The 24809-nt window shown below is 72.6% G+C and carries 22 protein-coding genes; 11 read left to right on the forward strand and 11 right to left on the reverse strand.

Features of this window, described 5'->3' with window-relative positions; genetic code table 11:
- Window positions 1-367 precede the first annotated feature (367 nt).
- Window positions 368-1063, forward strand: coding sequence for a hypothetical protein (locus AMK13_RS20575; protein WP_380717054.1), 696 nt, complete (start codon window positions 368-370; stop codon window positions 1061-1063).
- Between the two features lie 57 nt (window positions 1064-1120).
- On the opposite strand, the gene AMK13_RS20580 is transcribed toward AMK13_RS20575, so the two are convergent.
- The 4 genes from AMK13_RS20580 to AMK13_RS20595 form a co-directional block, all read right to left on the reverse strand.
- Complete coding sequence (locus tag AMK13_RS20580) at window positions 1121-1657, reverse strand: DUF4240 domain-containing protein (RefSeq protein WP_074003560.1); 537 nt, start codon at window positions 1655-1657, stop codon at window positions 1121-1123.
- A 75-nt stretch (window positions 1658-1732) separates the two neighbouring features.
- Window positions 1733-3889, reverse strand: coding sequence for an NACHT domain-containing protein (locus AMK13_RS20585; protein ID WP_143204586.1), 2157 nt, complete (start codon window positions 3887-3889; stop codon window positions 1733-1735).
- A 237-nt stretch (window positions 3890-4126) separates the two neighbouring features.
- A complete protein-coding gene (locus AMK13_RS45980) occupies window positions 4127-4774 on the reverse strand; it encodes a LysM peptidoglycan-binding domain-containing protein (RefSeq protein WP_074003562.1) in 648 nt (215 codons plus the stop codon).
- Between the two features lie 807 nt (window positions 4775-5581).
- Window positions 5582-6010, reverse strand: a complete 429-nt coding sequence (locus tag AMK13_RS20595; RefSeq protein ID WP_074003563.1) for a peptidase inhibitor family I36 protein — start codon at window positions 6008-6010, stop codon at window positions 5582-5584.
- Window positions 6011-6465: 455 nt separating this feature from the next.
- On the opposite strand from AMK13_RS20595, the gene AMK13_RS20600 reads away from it, so the two are divergent.
- From AMK13_RS20600 to AMK13_RS20615, 4 genes are all read left to right on the forward strand, one after another.
- Window positions 6466-6675, forward strand: a complete 210-nt coding sequence (locus AMK13_RS20600; RefSeq protein WP_074003564.1) for a hypothetical protein — start codon at window positions 6466-6468, stop codon at window positions 6673-6675.
- A 565-nt stretch (window positions 6676-7240) separates the two neighbouring features.
- The gene (locus AMK13_RS20605) at window positions 7241-7567 is read left to right on the forward strand and encodes a hypothetical protein (RefSeq protein ID WP_143204587.1); all 327 of its coding nucleotides are present in this window, start codon (window positions 7241-7243) and stop codon (window positions 7565-7567) included.
- Window positions 7568-7584: 17 nt separating this feature from the next.
- Window positions 7585-8991 carry a hypothetical protein gene (locus tag AMK13_RS45985; protein WP_074003566.1) on the forward strand — a complete coding sequence of 469 codons (1407 nt, stop codon included), beginning with the start codon at window positions 7585-7587 and terminating at the stop codon, window positions 8989-8991.
- Between the two features lie 52 nt (window positions 8992-9043).
- A complete protein-coding gene (locus AMK13_RS20615) occupies window positions 9044-9616 on the forward strand; it encodes a hypothetical protein (protein ID WP_074003567.1) in 573 nt (190 codons plus the stop codon).
- Between the two features lie 246 nt (window positions 9617-9862).
- Here the strand turns inward: AMK13_RS20615 and AMK13_RS20620 are convergent, their stop codons facing one another.
- On the reverse strand, window positions 9863-10651 hold the full coding sequence (locus AMK13_RS20620) for a TIGR04222 domain-containing membrane protein (RefSeq protein WP_079272350.1): 789 nt from the start codon (window positions 10649-10651) through the stop codon (window positions 9863-9865).
- Between the two features lie 520 nt (window positions 10652-11171).
- Here AMK13_RS20620 and AMK13_RS20625 point away from each other — a divergent pair.
- Window positions 11172-11606: a hypothetical protein gene (locus AMK13_RS20625; RefSeq protein WP_074003569.1), complete on the forward strand. Its 435-nt coding sequence runs from the start codon at window positions 11172-11174 to the stop codon at window positions 11604-11606.
- Window positions 11607-11783: 177 nt separating this feature from the next.
- Window positions 11784-14117: a protein translocase subunit SecD gene (secD, locus tag AMK13_RS20630; RefSeq protein ID WP_074003570.1), complete on the forward strand. Its 2334-nt coding sequence runs from the start codon at window positions 11784-11786 to the stop codon at window positions 14115-14117.
- 315 nt (window positions 14118-14432) lie between these two features.
- Here secD and AMK13_RS20635 read toward each other — a convergent pair whose 3' ends face one another.
- Entirely contained in the window at window positions 14433-15581 is a 1149-nt protein-coding gene (locus AMK13_RS20635; RefSeq protein ID WP_241852970.1) for a protein-L-isoaspartate(D-aspartate) O-methyltransferase, read from the reverse strand.
- A 548-nt stretch (window positions 15582-16129) separates the two neighbouring features.
- Here AMK13_RS20635 and AMK13_RS20640 point away from each other — a divergent pair.
- A complete protein-coding gene (locus AMK13_RS20640; protein WP_074003571.1) occupies window positions 16130-16396 on the forward strand; it encodes a hypothetical protein in 267 nt (88 codons plus the stop codon).
- Window positions 16397-16618: 222 nt separating this feature from the next.
- Here AMK13_RS20640 and AMK13_RS20645 read toward each other — a convergent pair whose 3' ends face one another.
- A complete protein-coding gene (locus AMK13_RS20645; protein WP_074003572.1) occupies window positions 16619-17683 on the reverse strand; it encodes an aldo/keto reductase in 1065 nt (354 codons plus the stop codon).
- Between the two features lie 117 nt (window positions 17684-17800).
- Here AMK13_RS20645 and AMK13_RS20650 point away from each other — a divergent pair, with 117 nt between their 5' ends.
- Window positions 17801-18703, forward strand: a complete 903-nt coding sequence (locus AMK13_RS20650) for a helix-turn-helix domain-containing protein (protein ID WP_074003573.1) — start codon at window positions 17801-17803, stop codon at window positions 18701-18703.
- Window positions 18704-18752: 49 nt separating this feature from the next.
- On the opposite strand, the gene AMK13_RS20655 is transcribed toward AMK13_RS20650, so the two are convergent.
- The 3 genes from AMK13_RS20655 to AMK13_RS20665 all read right to left on the reverse strand — a co-directional run bounded on the left by AMK13_RS20655 (window position 18753) and on the right by AMK13_RS20665 (window position 22420).
- The gene (locus tag AMK13_RS20655) at window positions 18753-19391 is read right to left on the reverse strand and encodes a hypothetical protein (protein WP_074003574.1); all 639 of its coding nucleotides are present in this window, start codon (window positions 19389-19391) and stop codon (window positions 18753-18755) included.
- A gap of 72 nt (window positions 19392-19463) precedes the next feature.
- Window positions 19464-21026 carry an alpha/beta fold hydrolase gene (locus AMK13_RS20660; RefSeq protein WP_074003575.1) on the reverse strand — a complete coding sequence of 521 codons (1563 nt, stop codon included), beginning with the start codon at window positions 21024-21026 and terminating at the stop codon, window positions 19464-19466.
- Between the two features lie 284 nt (window positions 21027-21310).
- A complete protein-coding gene (locus AMK13_RS20665) occupies window positions 21311-22420 on the reverse strand; it encodes an FAD-dependent oxidoreductase (RefSeq protein ID WP_074003576.1) in 1110 nt (369 codons plus the stop codon).
- Between the two features lie 124 nt (window positions 22421-22544).
- Between AMK13_RS20665 and AMK13_RS20670 the strand changes: the two genes are divergently transcribed.
- Window positions 22545-23138 carry a TetR/AcrR family transcriptional regulator gene (locus AMK13_RS20670; protein WP_074003577.1) on the forward strand — a complete coding sequence of 198 codons (594 nt, stop codon included), beginning with the start codon at window positions 22545-22547 and terminating at the stop codon, window positions 23136-23138.
- A gap of 156 nt (window positions 23139-23294) precedes the next feature.
- Window positions 23295-23843: a hypothetical protein gene (locus AMK13_RS20675; RefSeq protein ID WP_143204589.1), complete on the forward strand. Its 549-nt coding sequence runs from the start codon at window positions 23295-23297 to the stop codon at window positions 23841-23843.
- A gap of 341 nt (window positions 23844-24184) precedes the next feature.
- On the opposite strand, the gene AMK13_RS20680 is transcribed toward AMK13_RS20675, so the two are convergent.
- Window positions 24185-24682 carry a phosphoribosyltransferase gene (locus AMK13_RS20680; RefSeq protein ID WP_049651192.1) on the reverse strand — a complete coding sequence of 166 codons (498 nt, stop codon included), beginning with the start codon at window positions 24680-24682 and terminating at the stop codon, window positions 24185-24187.
- Window positions 24683-24809: the final 127 nt, after the last annotated feature.

The raw sequence follows: 24809 nt of genomic DNA on the forward strand, positions 1-24809 counted from the left end.
GGCCGAAGCCGTCAGGTGTCTAAGGTCGCGTTCCATGACGAGGACCACGCCCCCACGCCCACTCGATGTCGAGGCGCTCTTCCCGGAGCTGGCTGCCCACCGGGGTACGACGACCCGGCTCCACCCGCGGCCGGGCAGCCCGCAGATGTCGGCCAGTTCGGTGGGCGGTCCGATGCTGTGGCCGGCGGACGAGCCGTAGCCGGTGTGCGGTGAGGCGCACGGCCGCGGGCGGGGTCGGCGCCTGGCCGACATCGACCGCTACCGGCGGACCCTGGCTGCCGCATGGGTCCGGGAAGAGAATCCGGGCCCCACGGCGGAGGAACGAGAGCTCCTGACAGAGCTGAGCCGCGAGCACCGGCTCTCCGATGTGTCGGAGACGGATCCGCTGCCGATGATCGGCCTGGCGCAGCTGTACCGCCGGGATGTCCCCGACCTGCCGGAGGGGCCGGACGGCTGCGACCTGTTGCAGGTGTTCTGGTGCCCCTTCAACGCCCATGGCCCGAACCGGTACGACTTCGAGCTGCACCTCCACTGGCGGCGGTCGTCGGAGGTCGGCGAAGTGCTGACGGCTCAGCCGCAGCCGCTGGTCGTCGAATCGGACGGGTTCGTTCCCGAGCCCTGCGTCCTGCACCCGGAGCAGGTGGCCACGTACCCGTTCGCCGGCCTGCTGCCCGAGGACCTGTGCGCCCGGCTCGACGCTTGGGACGAAGCGCAGGAGGAGGCCGCCAGGTCCACGGACGGGCGCTCCGTACAGCCGATCGGCTACCAGTACGACCTGTCCGTCCCGCCCGGCTGGCGCGTCGGCGGCTTCGCCTCCTGGCACGCGACGGACCCCTACCCGATGGACTGCCAGACTTGCAGGACACCGATGCACCTTCTGCTGACCATCGACAGCTCGGAGTGGGACGGCGGCAGCGGCAGCTGGAAGCCACTGGAAGACCGAGACCTGCCCACCCCTCGGTCCGCCACCCCCACTGGAATCACCGTCGGCCGATTCGGCGAGCTCAACATCTTCACCTGCCCGAACGATCCCGGACATCCGCACCGCTGGAGCATCCAGTAGCCCACGGGAGGCGGCCCGTCGGCTCGGACCTCGGGCGGCGCCGCGCTGTCTGCTCTGTCAGTCCGGATACAGCGCCGCCAGGCGTGGCAGCCGTCGGATCAGCTGGTCACCGTCGCCGAAGTCGAAGTTCCAGGCCGGGTCCAGCGGCGGGTACGGAACGGTGAGGACCTCGTCGGGGAGGTCTTCACCGGTGGCTTCCCGGTAGGCGCTCCAGGCGATGCTCAGGGCTTCTTCGCATTCGATGTCGATCCCGTCGGCGGCGTACGCCTGTACGGCCGGGAGCGCGGCGAGCCGGTCCGGGTCGGTGATGACGCTGTCGAAGGTCGTGCGGCCCTGTGTGATCAGCCAACCTCGGAAGTAGTCGAAACCGTCGTCGGAGCAACCGCCGTTGATCAGGTAGGCGGCGCCCCACAGCGGAGCCCGGTACGAGTCGGCCATCAGGTTCCGCAGGACCTGCTCGGCGGCGACGATCTCCCCGGCGGGGCGAAGCGCGAGTAGCGCGCCGGCCCGGATCGCGACAGCGTGACCGTTGTCCGGGGCCGGCACTCGCGAGCGGGCTTCCTCGATCAGGTTCCAGAACTGCTGGGTCTCCATGGTGGTTGAGCATCGCACCGGACTCTGACAGCACGGCCAGGAGACGGACCGTGCCCGCCGCGACGGACCGCTCCTTCACGGGCTGGGTGATGATGGCATGGCGCGGGTGGCGAGGTGGTCCTGGAGTTCACGGTGGCGGAACTGCCATGCGGTCCCGGACAGGCGCAGGATGCCGAGTTCGTAGCAGGCGTCGAGGAAGCGGCCCAGCCGCCAGGGCAGCTTCCTGCGCGTGTGCAGGAGGAACGCGAAGTACCGCAAGGCTGCCGAGCCACCCGCAGCAGGGATGGCGAATATGAAGATCCCGATGACCAATCCGGCGAGGGACATCAACAGAACCTCGAACCTCGAAGAATCGAGTCCGTCGGTGGCGGCGTGTACGAGGAAACCCACGAGCCCGAACACGAGCGGGGCGCCAATCCCTGTCACGGGGCCGAACACAAGGGCGGCGGTGAGGTCCATGCGGATGAGGCGACGCGGAAGCACTCCCACTCGCTCGTGCTTGATCATGAGTCCGCGTGCGAGGCCGATTGGGAGCCCGGTCGCAAGCCCGACGGCTAGGCAGAACACCAGAGGGTCTTTGAGGTTGCCGTGGAGGCCGCCCTTCGCATAGACCAGACCGAAACTGATCAGGAAAGCGATCGCGGAGCCGACCGTGGCCCCCAGCGTGAGAGCGCGTCGGCCCGCCAGGGTGCGAAGACGGCCGAGGTCGATTCGCCGTGGCTTCGGCCATGCCGGGCGGTAGAGCAGGGCGAGAACAGGGAAGTACAGCCACGGCCATGCCACCTGCCAGGCAAGACTGACCAGAGCAAGTGGCGCCGCCACGGCCAGAACGCCTTCGGTCAACCGTGTCCGGTGCTTCCCGCCCAGGGGCCACAGTTCGTGGAGGACCAGGTCGGTGCTGCTCAGCGCCCGTCCTGCGACGCGCCGGGGTGAGCCGCCTCCCGGGCCGCCGTTGTCGTTGAGGTAGCGGGCGAGGAAGGCGAGGCAGCGCCAGGTGGTGGCGGCATCCAGCCGTGGAGGGCTGTCGCTGCTCGACGGCCGGGACGTGTCGGCCGCCCCGCGGTGGGAGGCGGCCACGGCGGCACCGATGTAGTGGTCCAGGAGGTACTCGTACAGCTGCCCGTTCGCAGCCAGCGCGAGGAGTTGGGCGGGGTCACGCAGGTACCGTCCGTCGGCGGCGCGCTCCTGGAAGACGGTGGCGGCCAGGGTGAGTCGCCAGGGCGTGTCCAATGCGTCGGCCAGCAGGGTGTATTCCGGTGGCACGGTGTCGGCCGGGCCCGCCGCCACCGTGTCGAGGGCGGAGAGGACCGGCTGCCAACGGGCCCGGCTCCGCTCCCTGTTGGCGACGCGTTGCGACAGGTAGCTGCGAGCACGGGAGGCGTCGACGCGGGCCACGGCGATGTGTGCCCAGATTCCGGGCTCCGCCTCTTCCTCCACCAGGGCCTGGTAGTGGGCGTGCCGACAGGTCACGACGACCGGGCAGTGTGCGCCACCGTGCCCGAACCGGTTGACGCAGGCGAGGAGGGCGGCGGCGCGTGAACCGTAGCCGGGGGCCGAGCCCGGGTCCATCTCGTCCAGGCCGTCGACGACCGGCAGGACGAGGTTGGCGGCCACCAGGCGGGCGGCTTCACGGCGGGAAAGACGGTAGACGTCGGTCAGGTGTGTCCGGAGCCAGTCCCGTACCTCGGTGCCGGGCCAGGACGCCGCGGTCAGTCGTACCGGCACCGGATCCAGCGGGGAACGTTCCCGGGCCAAGCCCAGGATCAGGGACAGCGCGAGCACGGTCTTGCCCGTTCCCGCGTCCCCGCTGCTCTGCCCGCCCGGGTTGGTGGACGGTGTACCGGTGATGACCACCCGCCCAGGGCGCAGGGCCCGGTAGTAGTCGGCGATCCCCTCCAACGTTCCGTCGGCGCGTGAACCCCCCGTCCCGGTGGCCGCGAAGGGGAGGTCGATCCGTCCGTCCGGTGCTGCCCGTCCACTGCCCAGCAACTGCTGGTACTGCTCGCCTTCCGTTTCGGCCACCCGTCCGGCGAGCTTCTCCGCGATCGCCGGGGCCGTCTGCTGGTCCTGTAGGGCCCTGATCCCCGCCCATGCTCCCCATCCCCCGAGGACCACGCCCACCAGGCTGGGCAGGAGGGCCAGCACTCCCGCCGGATCGGAGTCCGCCTTCGCCTTCGGCAACTCAACTACCGTCCACCACAGGCCGATCAAGCACACCGCAATGCTGAACACCACCGCTGATGCTACTCCGGCACGCCACCGATGCTTCATGACCACATCCTGCATCAGGGGTCAGTGACGATTGTCGGCAACGGGTGAAACGAGGACCACGTACGGCGGATCAGAAGCGGGTCACTTTGTGGTCTCCCCTGGTCGTCGCCGCACACCTCGACGAGGTCGGCGGAGGGGAACGGGCCTGATCCTGATCAGCGAGCCGCCGCTCGTACGGGCCCGCTCCGCCGGCGGGCGTCAGCGCAGTGCGAGGACCTGGCCGGGCAGGAGCAGATCGGGGTCGTCGCCGATGGTGTCCTGGTTGAGTTCGTAGAGGGCGGGCCAGCCGCCGTCCGTGGCGAAGGCCTCGGCGATGCCGCCGAGGGTGTCGCCGGGTTCCACGGTCCAGGTGTCCGGGCAGTCCTCCTCGTCGTCCGTGCAGACCGGAGCGGGGGCGTCGGCGTGGGATGGCGGGGTGGCGGAGGCATGGGGCCGAGTGTGCGCCGGCCGGTGGCTGCCGGTGTGAGCGGCCGAGTGGTCGCCGCCGTGTGCGGCACGGGCTCCGCAGGCCGGCCACGGGGTCAGGCCGCGGCGCTCGGCGAGGTGTTCGGCCACGGCGATCTGCTGTTCGCGGGTCGCCCGGTCCGCGCGCGGCGCGTAGGCGAGGCCGCCGTTCGAGCGCCAGGTCCCGCTGTCGAACTGCAGCCCCCCGTAGTAGCCGTTGCCGGTGTCGGCCTGCCAGCGCCCTCCGCTCTCGCACCTGGCGACGGCATCCCAGTCCACTCCCGTTCGGGCCCCCGCACTCGCCGCGGCGGCGGACGCTGTTGCCGTACCGCCGGCGATGGCGACGGCGAGCAGGGACAGCAGAACGACGACCAGGCGACGGGCCACGGACAGCGGTGACATGAACGCTCCGTACTCCGGGAACAGGGACCGGGCACCGAAGTGCCCCTCCCACCCATGCACCTGACGCCCTCGACGAGCAGGAGCGCAGCGCCGATCTCGCTCGACCGGCGGCTCGACACCACTCGAACGCGCGACCAGGCCACCGGGCTACCGGGCCGAGCGATCGCCCGAGCGGCCCGGAACGTCTCCTCGCGCCGTCCCGGTGGGCCCATCATGAGCCGCTGCGGGGTAGGCAGGTGCGGACTGACGGTGTGGTGGCAACGGAGTGGTGCGGCGGTCGAACGGGGTCGATGCGGGGCACGCCTACCAGGCCAGGGCGCGGTCCTCAGCCGGGGAGTCCAGCCACTCGCGAGCATCCCGTCCGAGGCCGGCTCCGGCGCCTGCTCGCGCGGTTGCTCAGCGCACCAGCGGGTCAGCGGGCGGCCGTTGACGTACAGCTGGCCCGTACCGGCCGCGCGGTCGGACCTTGAGGATGCGCGCCACCGGGCAGGTGATGCCGGGGACGCCGGGTCATCTTGCCACCGGTCGTCACCAGCGGCACTGGCCTCGATGACGGCGTCAGCCCGACGAACGAGCCGACGAGGAGCCGGAGCTGCCGACCGGGTGGCCGTAAACGCACGGCGTCCGCTCATTGTCCTTGTGTTCCACGCGAAGATCATGTGGAACACCAGGACAGGACTCTTCCCCCCGGGCTATGGCCCTTGGCCCCTCGGCCGCTTCCGCCATGAACCGCAGGAATCACTGGAAGCGGCAGTGCTGGTCACGGCCCTCGAAAAGCGTGGCCGTGACCAACACGTTCGCAACGGGCTAGTAGAGCGTGATGGAGCTCGCCCTGTCGTTCACCCCCCACGGGACATTCACCGGTGAGCCGAACGGGCCGGATCCGACCAGGTATCCGGTGAAGTCGGAGCCGTCGAACAGGCTCAGGGTGCCGCCACTGCGGTTCCAGAAGGAGCTCACCTTGTTGTCCAAACCGTAGTTGGCGAGCTTGAAGGACCCGGCGCTGGGCACCTCCCAGATCAGGCCGCCGCCGTTGGTGTCGGTGAACAGGCACGCCTGGGTGTGCAGGCAGTTGTCCCACACCGTGGCCAGGGAGTCGCCGCTGACGGCGATCGGGTAGATCACGGTGGGGGAGCCGCTCCGCTCTCCGACGGCGGCCTGGGCCGTGGCGGTACCGGTCACGGAGGCGAGCATCAGGACGGCGCTGGCCGCGGCCAGGGCGAAGTGCTTGCGCATGTGTCTCCTCATTCCTGTCGGTCTTGCGGTTGGGAGCGTTGTTCACACGCGGTGCTCCGGACGATCCGAGCGGGGCCCTCGGCTCCTGCCGAACGGTGTCGCCGATGCGGCGGGCCGGCGGCGCTCGCCACTCCCCCGTGGCGTCGGGCCGTTCGCGGTGCGGTCGGCCCCGTTCGTAGGCGGAGCCGGCCGTACCGCGGGACCTTCCACGTTGTCCGAAGTGCCGGTGGTGGCTCCACACTGCGGCCTGTTGGATTGTCCATCTACAAGAACTGGCCGAGGCCCAGGTGAGCGGCGGACAACCCGGCTTGGCCGCGGACACGGCCATGGGACCGGGTCCGGCCGCGTGGCAGCCAGCCGTCGACGGGGCCTGGCGGAGCTCCGGCAGTCCCGGCTGCGGGAGACGACGCGTTGTCTGGCCGAGGTACGGTCCCACCAGGCAGAGCGCCCACGAGGTGCGGCAGGCAGCGCAGTCGGAGCAGGACGCCGTCGGGCCGCTGGTCGATCAGGAGCGTCTGCGGGCCCGGACGGACGACGGCCTGGAGCCGGGCGCCGACCCGGTGGTGGCGGACGGGGTACGGGCGCACCTGGCGGTGCTGCGGCGGCTGGAGGCCGAGCTGGTGACGGCGCGGGCGGCCCTGATCAGCCAGCTCCGGGAAGTGTGAGCCGGATGGTTCCCGCCCTAGCCGCCTCCGGGATTGTCCGCGGTGAGCTGGTCGAAGTCACGGACAATCGCAGGGGCCGGGAGGAAGGCCTGCAGGTCCAGCAGTTTCCCTGCGGGGACTACCCGGACCGCTACTGGGACTACGGCCCATGCCGACGACCGACTCGTCACCAGGGGCATCGGCGCCCTCGTCGGCCGGGACACCGCGGGCATACAGGTCGAGGACCGCGCAGTGGATCAGCTCGTGTGCAGGCCGGTGGTGGTCGGCGGGGCGGATCGTCTCGACGGCGTCGACGACCAAGTCCTTGGAGCACAACATCGAACCGGGGGACGATCTGCTCGATGACCGGGTCGTACGCCACCTCGAAGGGCCGAGGCCGGGTGGCAGTGGTCGGGAGCCCGAGTGCCACCCGGGGCTCGATCCCGCAGTCGGACCCCGGGGACGATGGATGGCACCTATTCCGACTGTCCGTCAAAACCCTGATGCGCTGGGCTTGTTCGGGCTCGTCGTTTACGCTGGGCGGCGGTTCGATCACGCAACTGGTGTGTCTGAGGGGGCTGAGACGATGGCAGGGTTCCGAGTGAATCCGCAGGACCTGCGCGACGCGTCGAAGAGCGGCTACGCGGTGGCGAAGGGCATCCAGCAGGACTGGGCGGAGGCGTTCGGCCACGCGCCGCCGGTCCTGGGCCTGCCGAACTGGTCTTTCGAAGGAGCGGCCCAGGCCGCCCTCCACGATCTGGGCGAGCACATCGACCGCATCACCACCAGAACCCTGGCGGAGGCGGCCGGCAACCTGTCCATCATCGCCAGGAGTTACGAGAACACGGACAACGGCGCCGCCTCGACGGTCGACGGCGCCGGGGCACAGACCGGGACAGGGGGGCAGGGCTGATGCCGCACTACTGGGGAATGATCAAGGAAGCCGATGTCGGCACGCTCAGGACGGCCGTCCAGGTCCTGACGACCTTCGAGGGCAGGTACAAGCAGCAGGTCACCGCCTGGCAGACGATGCAGCGCACCCTCGCCTCCTCGTCCTGGCACGGCCAGGCGTCGGACGCGACCACCACCGCACTCCAGAACCGCACCAACCAACTGCTGCTCGTCGACCAGTTCATCGAGGACCTGCGCCGGATGCTGACCGACGGCATCGACAGCGTCCTCCTCCTGCAGGCACGCCAGCAGACGCTCATCACGCGGGCGACCGGCAACTGCCTGGAGATCGTCGCCGCCGACGTGAACGCCACACCGGTGGTGCGCGTCCTGCCGCCCGACCAGCACTCCCGCAACGACCCCGAGTGGCGCAAGGAGGTGGAGGCCGCCCGGGACCGCCTCGTGACGGACATCGACGCCCTGTGCACCTCCGCCCGGGGCGACGACGACCGCCTCGCCCGTGCCCTGGCCGCCTTCGACTACATCGCCAAGCAGGACGGGGACTACGACCCGGAGAAGGTCGCCGAGATCACCAAGGCCGTCGCCGAACTCGACCGGATGCCGGGCGGCGGCGTGGGGAGCGGCGGTGGCAACCCCGAATCCAACCGGGCGTGGTGGGACTCCCTGCCCGAGGCCACCCGGCAGCAGCTCATCCAGGACCGCCCCAGCTGGATCGGGTCCCTGGACGGCGTGCCCGCCGAGGTCCGTGACCAGGCCAACCGGGCCTGGCTGCCCCAGCTCCGCGAGGAGATGGCCCGAGAACTCACCGGCCCCCCTTCGCAGAACATCACCCAGGCGAACCTGGACGGCCTCGACGCCCTCCAGAAGCAGATCGACACCCCCGGCGTACCGCCCCAGCTCCTGCTCAGCGTGGACGACCCCCGCTCGGTGTCCCACGTCCCGGGCGCCGTCCTCGCCTACGGCAACCCCGACACCGCCACCCACATCGCCGCCTACGTCCCGCCCAACCCGGCGGTGGGGACCCTTCCCGCGGACGCCGCCGCCGCACGCAACCTGGCCGTCGCAGCTGGGAAGGCGGACCCGACGAAACCGACCGCGAGCATCGTCTTCACGAACCTCGGCCCGGCCGGCGACCCGTACCAGACCCCCACCGCCTCACTCAGCCCGCTGCGCGACGGCGGCCAGACCATCCACGGCACGTACAACGGACTGCGGGCCTCCCACCGCGACGGCAACGCCACCCTGAGCGAGGTCGCCGCCCCCGCCGACGGCTCCGGGTTCGCCGTCGCCAGCACCCCCCTCGCCGACACGGGCAAGCCCGGGTGGAACTTCACCCCCGACTCCATCGTCGCCAGGACACCTGGCGGCCCCGACGACCCGCCCTCCCGCCACACCGCCGCCAACGCCATCGTCGGGCGCCGGTAACGGCCCCGGGAACAACGGCCCGGGTGTCACACGGTCCGCCTATCCTCGCGGTATGAGCTTCAGGGGGTACTGGGTCGTGATGCCGGTGCCCGTCGACGTGGTCGCCGACGTGGCCCCGGTGTTCACGCCCCTGATCGACGCCCAGGCAACAGCAGGCCGCAAGGGGCTGGAGCGGTGGCGCCACGAAAGCCCGGGACGACCGGACGTGACGGAGCTCCACGACCTGGCCGCCCCCTACCTCCTCGACGACCACCTCGACGTGCTCTTCGGGATCTGGGGCACCCACGAGGCGGCCGGCCCGTTCCTGAAGTCCTCCTGCCGCAAGGCCTACCCCGCCGTCGGCCTCGCCCACGCGCTCCGAGCCGAGCGGTTCCTCGCCCTGCCCGGCTGGTTCGGCCACTTCGTCCTCACCCCGCAGGAGGTCCGCGCCACGCTCCCCGCCGTCCAGGCCGCACTCGACCTGACACCCGACCAGCGCAGCACCGTGGAGCAGCGCCTGTACGACATCCTGGACGAAGTCTCGGAAGAGGACGCCGCCGCCCTGCTCGACGACCTCGTACCGGTCTGGCGAAGAGCCGCCGCCACCGGCCAGGGCCTCATCGGCGCCCAGGCCGTCCCCTGCTGAACACACCTGCCACCACCGGCTGTTGACAGGATCGGGCCGCATGAGCCACATGCGGTGCGGAGAAGGCCGCAGGCAAGCCTCCGCACTGGCGGGGCCGATGGGGCGTCGTGGTCGGTGCGGTGTGCGGACCGGCGGGCCACAGGTCCGCGCTGGCGCGCACCGCGGCGGGAGGGCCCGGCAGCGGTGCTGAGCCGCAGTCCGCCGACGGGCGCCTGTACCGGCAGCGGCATTCGGGGTCACCCGAGATCAGAGGTCGCCGCCGTAGATCGCGGCGTCGCCGGACCCCTCGTACGGGCCGTAGTCGCTGCCGGTGCGGGCGACGGTCTCCCGGGCCCCGCGCCCGCCGAGGAGCGCGGCCCGCGCGGCGAAGTCCGGCAGCAGCAGGCGCAGCGCCCGGCGTCCGTACAGCGCGGTCAGCAGTCCTGCCCCGTCAGGCTCCGATGGTGTGCCACCTGATGTCGCCGCCCCGTTCAGGGGGTGCCGGCGGCGCAGCTCGCGAAGCAGCCTGTGTCCGGCGAGGGTGCGGGCCGGAGCGCAGAGCAGTATGAGCGGGAGTACGGTCATGGGCAGTCCTGTCCACCAGGCGCCCCGGGCGGTGGCGAACGCGCCCGTGGCGCACGTGGCCGCAGCCAGCACGCTGGATGTGGCCAGCCGGGCCGGACCGCAGCGCAGGCCGCGGCGGACCAGGTCGGTGCGGGTCTCCTCGCGGGCCCGCCGCACAGGTGGGGTGGTCACGGCGTCGGCCCAGGACAGGTCCCGGCCGAACGCCGTCCGCGCTGCCCGGTGCAGTGGAGTTGCGTCCTGCCCTGAGTGGGCGTGCACCACCCGCCGCAGGCGGCCCCGTCGGTCGGTGTCGAGCACCCCCGCGAGGTGCAGCTCGACGACGGCCACCACCAGTGCGGCCTTCGACCCCCCACGTACCCCCGCGATCGCCGCGGCTGTCAGGCCGTCAGCCCTCCCCCGGGCCGGCTGCCATCGCAGCAGCGCCGCCCCGAGGAGCGCGGCCACCGCGCACACCACACCGACCGATCCCATCAAACCCCCTGAAGCACGGACCACCCGACGGCCCTCCCCCGGCCACCGTTCCCGCAGGATGACAGAGCGGGAAGGCGACGCCAAGCGGCCGACCAGCCCGACCGCCATGCCGCCGGAGCGCGATGAGAGCGCGAACGGCGATCCCGTCGAGCGTGCCGACGGCCTTCGTCTGTCCATGGGCGAGGCGGACGCGTGGAAGTCCAAGGGGTCGACGTCCTCGGTTCGGGCCTCCCCGCGCAGGCGGAGCGAGCGATCGTACGGCGGGTGCACGCTGGAGATCGGCTACTTCCTCGGCCGGCGGCACCGATCCGCGGACGCCGGATCAAGGACGCCGGCTCAAGGGCGCCGTCCTTCGGGAGGGCGCCCTCACGCCACCGCGCAGGTCCCCGCCGGACCGTGACCCCGGCCTCGGCCGGGCCGCTCCGCCGCCCTGGCCTCCCCGCACGACGGTGTCGTCGCCTACAGTGAGAGCTTCTTGCGGGCGGGGCCTGGTGACGGCACGAGCGGGGAGGGGGTTGGAGTGGAGCGACGGGTACGTCGGACCGCGGCGGCCGCGCTGTCCTGGGCGTTCCTCACGGCCTGGGCCGTCTGCCAGGTCCTCCTCGGCACGACGACGGCCACGGCGACGGGCGCGGCGCAGCCGGCCCCCGGCACGCCGCCCGCCGTCGCCGCCCCGGCGGCCCCCGCCGTCGCACGGCTCGGCCCGGCGGGCGCGGAGGCCCGGCGCGCTGCGGACCGCCCCCGCCACGACGTCGCCCAGCGGCAGACGGCCGCCGCCGAGGCCGGTGCCCGGCTGCCCGCGCTGCCGCCGGTCGCGCTCCCGTCCACCAGGACGGACGCCCCCCGGCCCCGGCCCGGGATGTACGCCCCGGAGCCGCGCCAGGAGCGGGCGCCGCCGTCCGATCGCTACGACCCCCGCCACACCCGCGGTCCCCCTTCCACCCGGTCCAGCTGACGTTCCACCGCGCCCGCCGACCCGGGTGCCGCGGCCTGCCCGCGGCCCGGACGGGAGGGCTCCGGCCACCGTGCCCGGAGCGTTCCCGGCGGCGCGCCGTCCCCTCGCGTCCGCCCGTCCCGGGTGCGGCGTCCCTCCGCGGACGCCCGGCTCCCGCGGACCGCCCGTGGAGTACCCATGCCTATTCGCCGTGCCGCGTTCTGGCGCGCGCTCGTCGCGCTCGCCGTCGTCGGCGTCTCGTTCTACGTCGCCCTGACCACCCCGCCCCGCCTCGGGCTCGACCTGCGCGGCGGCACCCGGATCGTCCTGGAGACCCAGGACTCGCCCACTGTCCGCGCCGACGCGGACGCCACCGACCGGGCGCTGGAGGTACTGCGCCGCCGGGTCGACGGTCTCGGTGTCGCCGAACCCTCGCTCGCCCGCGCCGGGGAACGGCGCATCGTCGTCGAACTCCCCGGCATCCAGGACCCCCGCGAGGCCGCCGGGGTCATCGGCCGCACCGCCCAGCTCACCTTCCACGCCGTCACCGCGAACGCCGACGGCCCGGCCGGACCCCCGGCGGCGGACGGCTCCCGGGTCCTCGCCGATCCCGGCCTCCCCGGTGGCCACCTGCGGCTGGGTCCGCCGGTGCTGACCGGCGACGGCGTCAAGGACGCCTCGGCCGTGCTCGACACCCGGACGGGCCTCGGCTGGAGCATCGACCTCTCCTTCCGCGGCTCGGCCGGCGACGCCTGGGCCCGGCTCACCGGGGAAGCCGCGTGCGCCGCGCCGGCCGACCCCACCCGCCGGGTCGCCATCGTGCTCGACGACCGCGTCCTGTCCGCCCCCGGCGTCCAGGACAGCGTGCCCTGCGGGCAGGGGATCACCGGTGGTTCGACCCAGATCACCGGCGGGTTCTCGGCCGACGAGGCCCGCGATCTCGCCGCCCTGGTCAAGGGCGGTGCCCTGCCCGTACCGGTGACGGTGATCGAGCAGAGCACCGTCGGCCCCACCCTCGGCGCCGAGGCGATTCGGGCCAGCGCCCTGGCCGCGGCCATCGGCCTGCTCTGCACCGGGGCCTTCGTCATCGCGGTGTACCGCCTGCTCGGTGTGCTGGCCACCGTCGCCCTCGCCCTCTACGGACTGATCTCGTACGCCGCCGTGGTCGCGCTCGGCGCGACGCTCACCCTGCCCGGGCTGGCCGGCTTCGTGCTCGCCATCGGCATGGCGGTGGACGCCAACGTGCTGGTCTTCGAACGGGCCAGGGAGGAGTACACCGCGCCTCGGGCGGCCGGCCCCGGCAGGGAACGGGACCTTCGGCGCCCGCTGCGCGTCGGCTTCGCGAAGGCATGGAGCGCGGTGGCCGACTCCAACGTGACGACGCTGCTCGCCGCCGGTCTGCTCTTCGTGTTCGCCACCGGCCCGGTCAAGGGCTTCGGGGTGACGCTCTCGATCGGCGTGCTGGCCTCGATGTTCTCGGCCATGCTGATCACCCGGCTGCTCGCCGAGTGGGCGGTGCGCCGGCCCGCCGTCGCCCGGCGGCCCGCCCTGACCGGCATGGCCACCGTCGGCCGGCTCCGGACCCGGCTGACCCGGCGGCCGCCCCGGCTGATGCGCCACCGGCGGCGCTGGCTGGGCGCCTGCGCCGGCCTGCTCCTGCTCGCCGTGGCCGGGATCGGCGGGCGCGGCCTGGACTTCGGCATCGAGTTCACCGGCGGTCGGGTGGCGCAGTACACCGCCGCGCAGCGGGTCGACGCGGACGCCGCCCGCGCGGCGGTGGTCGGCGCCGGGTTCCCCCAGGCCGTGGTCCAGACCACCGGCGACACCGGGGTGTCCGTCCGCACCAAGGAGACCGGCGACGACCAGCAGCAGCGCATCCGGGAGGCGCTCACCGGCGTCACCGGCGAGCTGTCCGTGGAGCGCGACGAGCTGATCGGGCCGAGCCTCGGCGGCGAGCTGCGCGGCTACGCGCTGGCCGCGCTCGGGCTCGCGGTCGCCGCCCAACTGCTCTACCTCACGATCCGCTTCCGGTGGGCCTTCGCGGCCGCAGCGGTGATCGCGATGGCGCAGGACCTGCTGCTCGTCCTCGGCCTCTTCGCCTGGCTGGGCAAGCCGGTGGACAGCGTCTTCCTCGCCGCGCTGCTCACCATCGTCGGGTACTCGGTCAACGACACGGTGGTGGTCCTGGACCGGCTGCGCGAGCTGCGCCGGACCGGGACGAAGGCGAGCTGGGCGGATCTCGCGGACCGCGCCGTGGCGCAGACCCTCCCCCGGACGGTGAACACCGGCATGGGGGCGCTGTTCGTCCTGGTGGCCCTGGCGGCCTTCGGCGGCGACTCGCTCGCCGACTTCTCGGTGGCGCTGCTGGCCGGGGTCCTGCTGGGCACCGCGTCGACGGTGTTCACCGCGATGCCGGTGGTCGTCCTGCTCCAGGAGCGGTTCCCGGACCGGCCGCAGGAGGCCGGGGAGGCACCGGCACCTCACGCGGCGGGCACGGCCCGGGCGCGCGACCACAACGGGGCGGTGGTCTGAGCGACGCCGGTTCGGCGGGGAGGCCGTGCGTGCCGCGACCGGCCGGCTGCTCTCGGTCGGCCGGCCGGCGGGCGAGCAGGTGCTGGTGCTGGTGCTGGACGTCAGCGCCATCGGACGGCGGAGCGCCGTCCTGACGCACGATGAGACGCCGACCTACTGGTCAACGGCCGCCGTACAGCGGGACGTTCGGGCGCCGCAGGGCGCGGGGCGGCGCGCCGCCGAGGAGCACGGGAGGTCTCGTCTCCCGGCCGATCCGGTACCGGGAGACGTGCCGGCCGGACCGCGGGGGAAGCCGCTGTCCGGCCGGGCTCAGCCTTACCCCCGTACGGACGGCAGCGGGTTGGCCGGCTCGTCCAGCCACGCCCGGTGCCCGCCGTCCGTGTCCACGGTCAGCCCGAACCGGTCGAAGCCCGGGCGGCCCTGCTTCTCCCACCAGCGGACGATGTCCTCAATCTCCGACCACATCCGGCGAGGACCCGACTGGCGGACCTCGTACCGTTCCGCGCCGTCCACGAAGTCGACCGTGGCCCAGGACGTGACGCCGGTGTCGAACAGCCACAGGGTGGTCATCCCGTCGCCGTCGCTGCGCCGGTAGTACACATCGGGCACGACCAGGCCCACGACGAAGGACGCCAGCCAGTCGTCCACGACATCGAGCGGGCTGAGGGTCGTGTACTCCTGTGTGGCGTCGCCGGGCCAGTCGCCGGGCAGGTAGTCGTCGACGGGCGGGCCCTGGTAGCGCTGTTGACGCATGCGCATGAACGCCGAGGACCCGGTGAACGGCCCCTCGGCGGTGCGGCCGGCGGCGGTGAGGCGGGCGACGGCTCCGCCGCCGAAGAGCGGCGCGAAGGGCAGTACCAGCACGCCCTGCGGCCGGATCTGCCCGATCACGGCCGCGGGGACCTCCCGTACCGAGCAGGTGAGGATCCCCCGGTCGTACGGGGCCCGTGGCGGGTACCCGTCGGCGGCGTCGCCCACTACCGCGGTCGGGGCGTCGTCGAGGGCCCGGAGATTCGCCTCGGCCTGGGCGGCGACCTCCCGGTCCAGTTCCACGGTCACCACGGCATCCGCGCCTTGGCGCCGGGCCAGCAGTGCGGCGTTCCAGCCCGGGCCGGTCCCGCCCTCCCAGACCGTGTGGCCCTCGTGGACGTCCAGGTCGCGCAGCATGGAGGCCACCATCGTCGGCATGGAGACCGACGACGTCGGCTCCCGCTGCCCGCCGTCCGCGTCGTCCTCCCACTGCGTCACGATCGCCACGTCGGAGTACGCGAGCTCCAGCCACCTCCCGGGGTTCTCCGTCCGGTCGCAGCGCTCGTAGCCGTCGCTGGTGCTCGCCCAGACGACGTCCGGGAGGAACAGGTGGCGCCCGACGTCGAGGAAGGCCTGACGCCAGCCCGGGGTCAGCGCACCCGAGGCCTCCAACCGGTCGACGAGCCGGCCCTGGAGGTCGGCGATCGCCGTCACTTGTGCTTCGGATCGGGAGTCGGGCCCTGTCCGTCGGGATTCGGCTTGGGGCCGATCTGCGGGCCACCGGGCTTGGCGTGGGAGCCGCCCCTACCGTCGTTCGGGCCGCCCTTGTTCTCGTCACCCACGGGTGATTCCCCCTTCTGTGCGACGCTCCGAGAATTTCAGAGCAGAGCGTAGGTGGGCGAGCACCCAAAGTAAATGGCGGTCCCACCGCTCCTCCTCGCGGGACAGGCACGGCTGGCCGACCATCCCGGGTGGGCCAACGCTTCGGGTGGTACGGCGCACAGGAGCAGCCGGGGAGCGCGCGCGGCGCCACCCACGCCGACGCCGGGCGCCTTGCCGAGGAGTGGGAGCGATACGACAACCTGGCGAGGGAGCAGTTCGTCGGGAAGTGCTGGAATTCGCATGCAGTGGATTCCTGCGGCAACCAAGGCCGCACCGTGGTTCGAACAACCCGGAGGCGTCACTCAGTTCTCCCTTGAAAAGCCCGTCAAGGTACTCTGCGCCGCGGAATACCTTGTCTTCGAGAATGGAAAATCCTGCTGATGGATCGTCATCAACTTCTGACGCGCCTCACCGAGGCAGGTGTGAGCGACCGCTTTTACGGGATCAGCACGCGGGGTCTCTCGACGTCCAACCATCTGCACGAGGCGGCCCCCGTCCTCACCGAGGGCCGCGACGGTCGATGGACGATCGACGTCTATGAGCGTGGCGAGCACTGGGAGGAAGCGAGTTTCGATTCGGAGGAAGAGGCGTGTTCCTACCTCTACGCAGGGGTCATGAGGCAGTGGGAGCTCTACGGGTCTCAGTGAGGTGAACAATCGAGCGCAGAGCCGCCGGGTCCTGGTGGCGCAGGACGACGTGGACGTCCACGATCGGGAGCGGGGCGAGCCTGGTTTCGGTGGTGCTCATGTCCTCTCTAACTTCACTACGGGGTTTAGGTGTTGATCGTCCGGTGCGGCACCGCTCCCAGGATGGCCTGTGCGGTCTGCTCGGGGAGTCAGGTGGGTGGCGTCTCGGGGCGCCGTCGGGCCTCAGGGGCGGGGGGCGATCTTCAGGTCGCCCCGGGTGACCTGGCGGATGTGGGGGCCGGCCAGCAGGTCGTGGGGGTAGCCGAGTTCGATGCGGCCGGCCTCGTCGAGGCGGTCCGACTGGGCGGCGCTGAGTTCGACCTCCAGGGCGCCCAGGTTGTCCTCCAGCTGCGTGAGCGTGCGGGCGCCGACGACGGGCGCCGTCACGCCCGGCCGGTTCAGCGTCCAGGCGAGCGCGACCTGCGCGGGTGTGCGGCCCAGTTCGGCGGCGACCTCCTTCACGACCTCGGCGACGGCGAGGGCGCGTTCGGTGACCATGCCCAGCCCGGCGTTGAAGCTCCTCCGGGTGCCCTCCCCCGCGCCGGCGGCCGCCGCGGTCAGGTCGGCGCGGCCGTACGTGCCGGTGAGCAGGCCGCCCGCCAGCGGGGAGTACGGCAACACGCCCAGGCCCATCTCCCGTGCCATCGGGACGAGATCGCGTTCCGCCGCCCGGTTGAGGAGGTTGTACTCGATCTGCAGGGCGACCAGCGGGGACCAGCCGCGCAGGTCGGCGACCGCCTGCATGCGCGAGACCTCCCAGGCCGGGACGTTGGAGACCGCCACGTACAGGACCTTGCCCTGCCGGACCAGGTCGTCCATGGCGCGCAGGATCTCCTCGACCGGCGTCGTGAAGTCCCACACGTGCAGGTACAGCAGGTCGAGGTAGTCCGTGTTCAGCCGCCGGAGGCTGGACTCCACCGAGGCGAACATGCTCTTGCGGTGGCTCCCCGCGGAGTTCGGGTCGCCCGGCCGGCGCAGCGTGGTGTACTTCGTCGCCAGCACCAGGCCTTCGCGGCCGCCCCGGGTGAACTCGCCCAGCTGGCGTTCGGAACTGCCGTCGGTGTACGTGCTGGCGGTGTCGATGAAGTTGCCGCCGCGCTCGACGTAGGCGTCGAACAGCCTGCGCGCCTCTGCCTTCTCCGCGCCCCAGCCGAACTCGGTGCCGAACGTGGCCGTGCCCAGCGCGAGCGGTGAGACCCGCAGTCCGGAACGGCCCAGCAGCCGGTAGCTGTCGAGGGTGAGTGCCATGGTGACCTCCCGTGTTCGTGATCCGTCGTCGACAGCGAGTCTGCGGCGGCGACGGGGCGCGGATAAGGGAGGGGACTTCCTGGGAACATCTGTCCTACCCTGGCTGTTGCGCCGGTCATGACGACCTCCGCGCCGGACAGGACCCAGACCCAGGAGCTGGCCGCGTTCCTGCGCAGCCGGCGCGAACGCCTGGATCCCCGGGACGTCGGCCTGCCGGCGCGCCTCCGGAACCGCCGCACCCCGGGGCTGCGCCGTGAGGAGGTCGCCGAACTGGCCGGGGTCAGCGTCGACTACGTCGTCCGGCTGGAACAGGCCCGCGGGCTGCGCCCCTCCCCCGACGTGCTCCAGGCCCTGGCCGGGGCGCTGCGCCTGGCCCCCGACGAGCGTGCCTACCTCTTCGACCTGGCCCTGCGGCGGCCCCCCGGCGCCGACCGGCCCGCCACCGCCGCCGCGCCGCCGCTGGCCCGGCTGGTCGCCGACCTCGCACCGCTGCCCGCCATGCTCCTGAACCACCGCTACGACATCCTGGCCTGGAACGCCGAAATGGCGGGACTGATGGTGGACTTCGACGCCCTGCCGCCCCCGCAGCGCAACGCGATGTGGCTGTGCCTCATGCACCCGCGGGTGCGGGAGTTCTACCTCGACCGCGAACGCGTGGTGCGGGAGGGGATCGCCCACCTGCGCGCCGCGTGGGCCGCCCACCCGGAAGACCGGGCCCTGAGCGGCCTCATCGCCGAATTCGCCGCCGGTGACGAGGAGTTCGCGCGCCTGTGGGCGGAGCGGGACGTCCGGGTCAACGGCCGCGGCCACAAGGCGCTGCGACACCCCGAGGCCGGCGTCCTCACCGTGCAGTTCGAGACCCTCAGGCCGCTCCAGGACCCGGACCAGCTGCTGGTGATCTACCGTGCGGCGGACGCGGAGAGCCAGGCGGCCCTGGACCGGCTGCGCGTAGCTGCCGCCGGGCCGCGGAAGGAGCCTGACGGGCTCTCGCACGCGTCCGCCTCCTCACAGCGGCCCTGACCGTCGGCCACTCACCACGGAGCGGCAGAGGCGGCACCTGTACGTGGAGTCAGCCGAGGTCGAACTGCCAGTACGCGGTGTCGCGGAACCCGGGCGACTTCGGGGCGACCTCCACCGTGACCGGGCCTCCCTGCTTGTCGGGCTTCACCCGCACCGACACGGTGCGCTTCTGCTCCGTGCCGAGGAGCGGCGTGAGGGCGGTGACGGTCGCGGCCTGGTCCAGGAAGGTCATGCCGGGAGCAGGGACGGGAGCGGAGCCGAAGGCGGAAGGGGTGGACAGCGGGCCGGAGTCGATGGCCTTCCCCGCCCGGACCACGACGGCGGCGGAGCCACCGGTCGTGCCGACGCCGGTGTCGGGGGACGTCCCACCGGGGCGCAACTCCTCACCCGTGCCGTTGTCGTAGGTGATCGTGAAGCTGTAGCTGCCGTCGGGTTCCCGGCGGGGAGGGCCCACGGTGATCCTCAGGCCGTCGTCGTAGCGGGCGGTCCCGCCGGCGCCCAGGGGCTCGACGACGGTTCCGGGGCCTTTGACGTACCCGTGCTGGGTCAGGGAGTCCTCGAACGTGGCCAGCGCCATGGCTCCCAGGACGACCAGGGCGGTGAGGACCGCCAGCGCGACCCCGAGGACGGTGGCCCAGCGCGGGGTGTCGGAGGGCCGGGGGCAGGCGGGAGCCACGTTCGTGTCCATGCGGGCCACGCTAGGGAAACAGCTGGTCGGAACGCATGAGCGGACGTACTCAAGGGCCACTGAGTAGCGGGCCTACGCGGTGCAGGTGCGGTCGCGGGCGGGGAGGTGTCCGGTGGCGAGGTAGGCGTTGACGGTGGTGTCGACGCAGGAGCTGCCGTGGACACCGTAGTTGGCGTGCTGGTTGGCGCCCGCGAGGGTGAGCAGGCGGGAGCTGGGGAGGCGGTCGTGCAGGGCGGTGCTGCGGGTGTAGGGGACGCGGGGGTCGCCGGTGGAGGCGACGATCAGGGCCGGGGTGTCGTGGCGGACCCGGACGGGGGCTTCGCGGGGGCGGTCCCAGAAGGCGCAGGGGGTGATGTTCTCGGTCAGCGGGGCGAACAGCGGGTGGGCGGCGCGGGCGCGTTCGATGTCGCTCCAGTACGTCTCGGGGTCGCGCGGGGCGGGTGCGTCTCCGCACAGGATCGCGGTCTGGGCGCTGCCGGTGCTGGAGCCGGCGGGGGTGAACACGGAGCGCAGGAGGTCGGCGAAGGCGGGCGGCAGGGTGGAGGGGTGGCCCTGAGCGGCCCGGGCGAGCAGGGACATCTGCTCGGCCAGGGAGGCGCGTGCCGGGTCGGTGTCGTCGGCCATCCCCGTGAAGAGCAGGGCGGGGACCTGGCTGTCGTCGAGGCGGAAGGCGTCGGGGGCGGTCCCCACGGTGAGCGGTTCGCGGGAGGAGGCGGCGATGACGCCGTCGAGGGTGGCGCGTACCTCCTCCCGGGTGCGGCCGAGGCCGTAGGTGCTGTCGCGGGCGGCGGTCCAGTCGGCCCAGTCGTCGTACGCCTTCTCGTTCTCGGCCTCGGTTCCCTTCATGAGGCGGGGGTTGTAGCGGTCGGGGTCCAGGGCGCTGTCGAGGACCACCCGGTCGTAGCGGGTGGGGAACATCTGGGTGTAGGCCGTGCCCAGGTAGGTGCCGTAGGAGTAGCCCAGGTAGGAGATCCGCCGTTCGCCGAGCGCGCCGCGCACGACGTCGATGTCCCGGGCGGTGTTGCGTGTCGTGACGTGCGGCAGGACGTCGGCGTTGGTGGCCCGGCAGCGGTCCGCGACGTCCCTGGCCCGGGCGGTCTGGCGGTCGAAGCCGGCCCGGTCGGGGCCGGCCGACAGCAGGCCGGGTCCGGAGGGCAGGCCGCAGTCCAGGGGGGTGCTGCGGCCGGTGAAGCGCGGGTCCATGCCGATCACGTCGTAGCGGGCGCCGGTTTCCTTCATCACGGGGCGCACGGTGAGCCCGATGCCGAGGCCTGGGCCGCCCGGGCCTCCGGGGTTCACCAGGAGGGAGCCGATCCGGTGGCGGGTGTCGGTGGCCTTCAGGCGGGACACGGCGACGGTGATGGTCCTGCCGCCGGGGTCGCCGTAGTCGAGGGGTACGGTCACGTCGGCGCAGCGCGCGCCCGCGGCGTCGAGGGCGCGGCCCGTCTGGTCCTCCCCGCCCCGAGCGCAGCCGTGCCAGTCCAGGCGCTGCTGGTAGTAGCGGCCGAGTCCGGCGGCAGGGGCCGGCGTCGCGGCGAGGGCGGCGGGTGCGACGGCCAGGCAGGTGGTGAGGCCCGTGGCGAGGACGAGGCCCGCGGCCGAGGCGCGCCGGACGGTGGTGCCGGTGATGGTCATGCTGCTTTCTCCCGGGGGGTGACGGACGCGTCCGGCCCGGAGGAGGTCCGGGCCGTGCCGGTCGAGCCTCTCAACGCACCTCCCCCGAAGGCATCGCCCTGTGACACGAACTGGCGGTACGTCAGACGCAGCAGGGCGGGCCATCGGTATACGACCGGCGCACCATCCCGCCCGTTCCTTCCGCAGGACGGACGCGGTACCGGAACGCGTCGAGGGGGCCGTCGGAGTCGATCCCCTGGACGACTTCGGCGCCTTCGGCATCGTCGAGGGGTGGTGGAGTCGACTCAGCGGGCCGTCGCGGGAACGAGGTGGTCGAGGCCCTGGGCACTTCCCGTCGCCGCCTTGATCGAGCGGGGCAGCATGACGTGCTCGTAGGCGCGGACGGCGTCGCCGACGCTGGATTCGGTGACGAGGGCGTGGGCGAGGTCGGCGCCGTCGAGCATGGCGAGGTTGGCGCCCAGCCCGACCGGGGGCATCAGGTGTGCGGCATCGCCGAGCAGCGTCACTCCGGGCACGTGCGTCCAGGCGTGCGGGGCGGGCAGCACGTGCAGGGGCCGGCTGACGAAGCCGTGGTCGCTGTCGCGCAGGATCCGCAGCAGGCCGTCGTCCCAGCCGTCGAACAGCTCCAACAGGTGCTCCCGCACGGCCCGTTGGTCGCCGAGGTCGAGTCCGGCGGCCGTGTGCCAGTCCTGCGGCTCGCGCAGCGCGAGGTAGCCGCGGATGTGACCGTTGCTGTTGCGCTGGGCGACCAGGGTCCGGCCGACGCCCTTCGCCAGCAGCGATCCGCTGCCGACCAGTCGGGCGAGTTCGGGGTGGCGGGTGTCGCACTGGTCGAAGCCGGTCTCGACGAAGGTGACACCGGTGTAGTGGGGTACGGCGGGTGACAGCGCCGGGCGGACCCGTGACCAGGCGCCGTCGGCACCGACCACCAGGTCGAACTCCTCGGACGTACCGTCGCCCAGGAGCAGCCGGCACGTGCCGCCCACCAGCGGGGTGACCCCGGCGGCGGCACGGTCCCACCGCACCGTGTCCGGGGCGAGCGAGTCCAGCAGCAGGCCGCGCAGTTGGCCGCGGTCGATCTCCGGCCGGCCCCCGCCCGCGGTCGGCCCCCGCTGCGCGAGGAGGGCGCCGGTGGCATGGTCGAGCACCCGCCACTCGTCGCCCTCGGGGCGGGCGAGGGCATGGAACCGGTCGAGCAGGCCTGCCGACCGCAGGGCGGCCTGGCCGGTGTCGGCGTGAAGGTCGAGGGAGCCGCCCTGCGGGCGCGCGTCGGCGTCGGCTTCACGTTCGAACACCGTGACGGCGCGGCCGTGTTGCTGCAGGATCCGGGCACAGGTCAAGCCGCCGGGGCCGGCGCCGACGATCGCGATGCGGGGGGCACGGGCAGTGGGCATGGGTGTGTCCTTCCGGTGGTGGGCGGGTCGCCGGGCGGCCCGACACCACCAAGAAAGCACACTCGCTAAATAAGTGCAATGACTACACTTTCAGAGTGGATGCACTTCGGGCTATGGTGGTCGGGTGACCGAAGCGATTGGGCGCCGCGAGCGCAAGAAGGCCCAGACCCGCCAGTCCCTGGCCGACGCCGCACTCGAACTCTTCCTCGAACACGGCTACGACCAGGTCGGTGTCAAGGACGTCGCCGACGCCGCGGACGTCTCGGTGACCACCCTGTTCAAGCACTTCACCAGCAAGGAGGCGCTGGTCTTCGACCAGGACGACGACCTGGAGGCGGCCCTCGTCGCGGCCGTGCGCGAGCGGCCCCCGGGCCGGTCGGTCCCACAGGCGCTGCGCGAGCACCTGCTGCTGAACCAGACCCGGTTCGCCATTCACGCCGCCGACCCGCGGTTCGCCGACTTCACCCGCCTGGTGCAGGACACCCCCGCGCTGCGCGACTACTCCCAACGGATGTGGACCCGCCACGAAACGGCCCTGGCGCGGGCCATCGCGCAGGCCGTGGACGCGCCCGACGACGACGTCAGCTGCGTCGCCCTGGCCCGGTTCGCCCTGGCGGCCCGCAGCCTGATCCTGCAGCACCCCGAACCGCGCCGGGCTGCCGACGAGGCCTTCGCCCTGCTCGAACACGGCTGGGCGGCCTCCCATCCGAGCAGCTGACCCGATCCGCGAGAGCCCCGATGCGCGCACAGGCGCCGCGTGCTCCCGGCCGCGGCCCCTGTGATCCGCGGATCGCACCGATTGTCGCGAAGCCTTGACACTGCGCCACGGGCTGAGAACCCTGGTGCTGTACTCCAGGGACGCGAGGGACACGGCATGCCATGGGTTGACGAGAGCAAACGCCACCGGGGTTTCCCGGCGGCGGTGTTGGCGGACGGCAGCGAGCCGGAGCCGCTGCCGGACGGGCGCACCACCTGGTGGCTCTACAACGGTGCGGACGGTCCCCGGGCCACCGCGGTGCGCGGTGGTTGCAGCTGCGGCTGGCGGGGCGAGCAGGTGCACCGGTTGGACTTCGGCGACGACTCGGCGACCGAGGCGGTGGGCAAGGACACCGGGCCGTTCGCGGACTGGGAGTCGCACGTCGACCTGGCCGAGGGTGTGGTGCCGCGCGAGGTCGAGGACCTGATCGCGGCGCTGGTCGACCGGATCTGCGACCTGACGGAGAGCAGGCCGTACGCCGCCGCCCGTGCGGCCGGCCGGTTCGAGCGCGCCGCCGCTTCGACCGCGCTGCTGGCCGGCCGCAGGGCCCACCACAACCTGATGACCTGGGAGTACATCGGCCGCGCCTTCGGCTGCGGGCCGGCGGAGGCGCAGGAGCGGTTCGGCGAGACGCCGCAGGACGGCGACCGGGACGACGAGGTGTAGGTCGTCGGTCGTCACGCATCGGGCGGGCGGTGCGAGCACCGGTGCCGGCTGCGAGCACCGGTACCAGCTGCGAGCACCGGTATCAGCGAGGACACCGCCAAGCGGGTGCCCGCGTCACCACGACGGGCACCCGCTCCTCAACCACCCCCGGTCCTGCCAGGACCGGGCTCCCGCCCCGATGCTGCCGCACCCCTGCCCGCGCGCGCCAGCTCCACCCCCCGAAGGGGTGACAGGTCCCAACCCTTCCGATTTTTTCTGCTCCGCGGGAGTCCGCCCTGGGGGTGTCCCGGCCTGGGGGCGTCCCGGCGTCCGGCGCGGACCGCTTCCGGTCAGGCCTCCGGTCAGGCGTCGAGGACCTGGCCTTCGCGCTTGACGACCGGTCCTTCCGTCGACCACGGGAACTCGATCCAGTCGTCGGTCCGCTTCCACACGTACTCGCACTTCACCAGGGAGTGCGACTTCTCGTAGATGACGGCGGACCGGACCTCGGCGACGTGGTCGAGGCAGAAGTCGTGCACGAGCCGCAGGGTCTTGCCCGTGTCGGCGACGTCGTCGGTGATCAGGACCTTCTTGTCGGTGAAGTCGATCGCGGCGGGAACGGGCGCCAGCATGACGGGCATCTCGAGGGTGGTGCCCACGCCCGTGTAGAACTCGACGTTCACCAGGTGGATGTTCTTGCAGTCCAGCGCGTACGCCAGACCGCCCGCCACGAACACCCCGCCGCGGGCGATGCTCAAGACGAGGTCGGGCTCGTAGCCGTCGTCGGCGATCGTCTGCGCGAGTTCGCGCACCGCCCGCCCGAAGGTCTGGTAATCCAGGGTCTCACGCACATCAGTCACGACGATCAGTGTCCTTGGCCGTCGGCCGGGCCGCGAGTTCCGGCACGCTCTGGACCGGAAGTGTGGTGCTTCACACGTCGGCCGAGCGCTCCGGTTCCCCGGGCCACGGCGGCCGGCCCGCGGGGAG

This window comes from Streptomyces sp. CB02056, assembly GCF_001905545.1.
In the GTDB taxonomy this organism is placed as follows: Bacteria; Actinomycetota; Actinomycetes; order Streptomycetales; family Streptomycetaceae; genus Kitasatospora.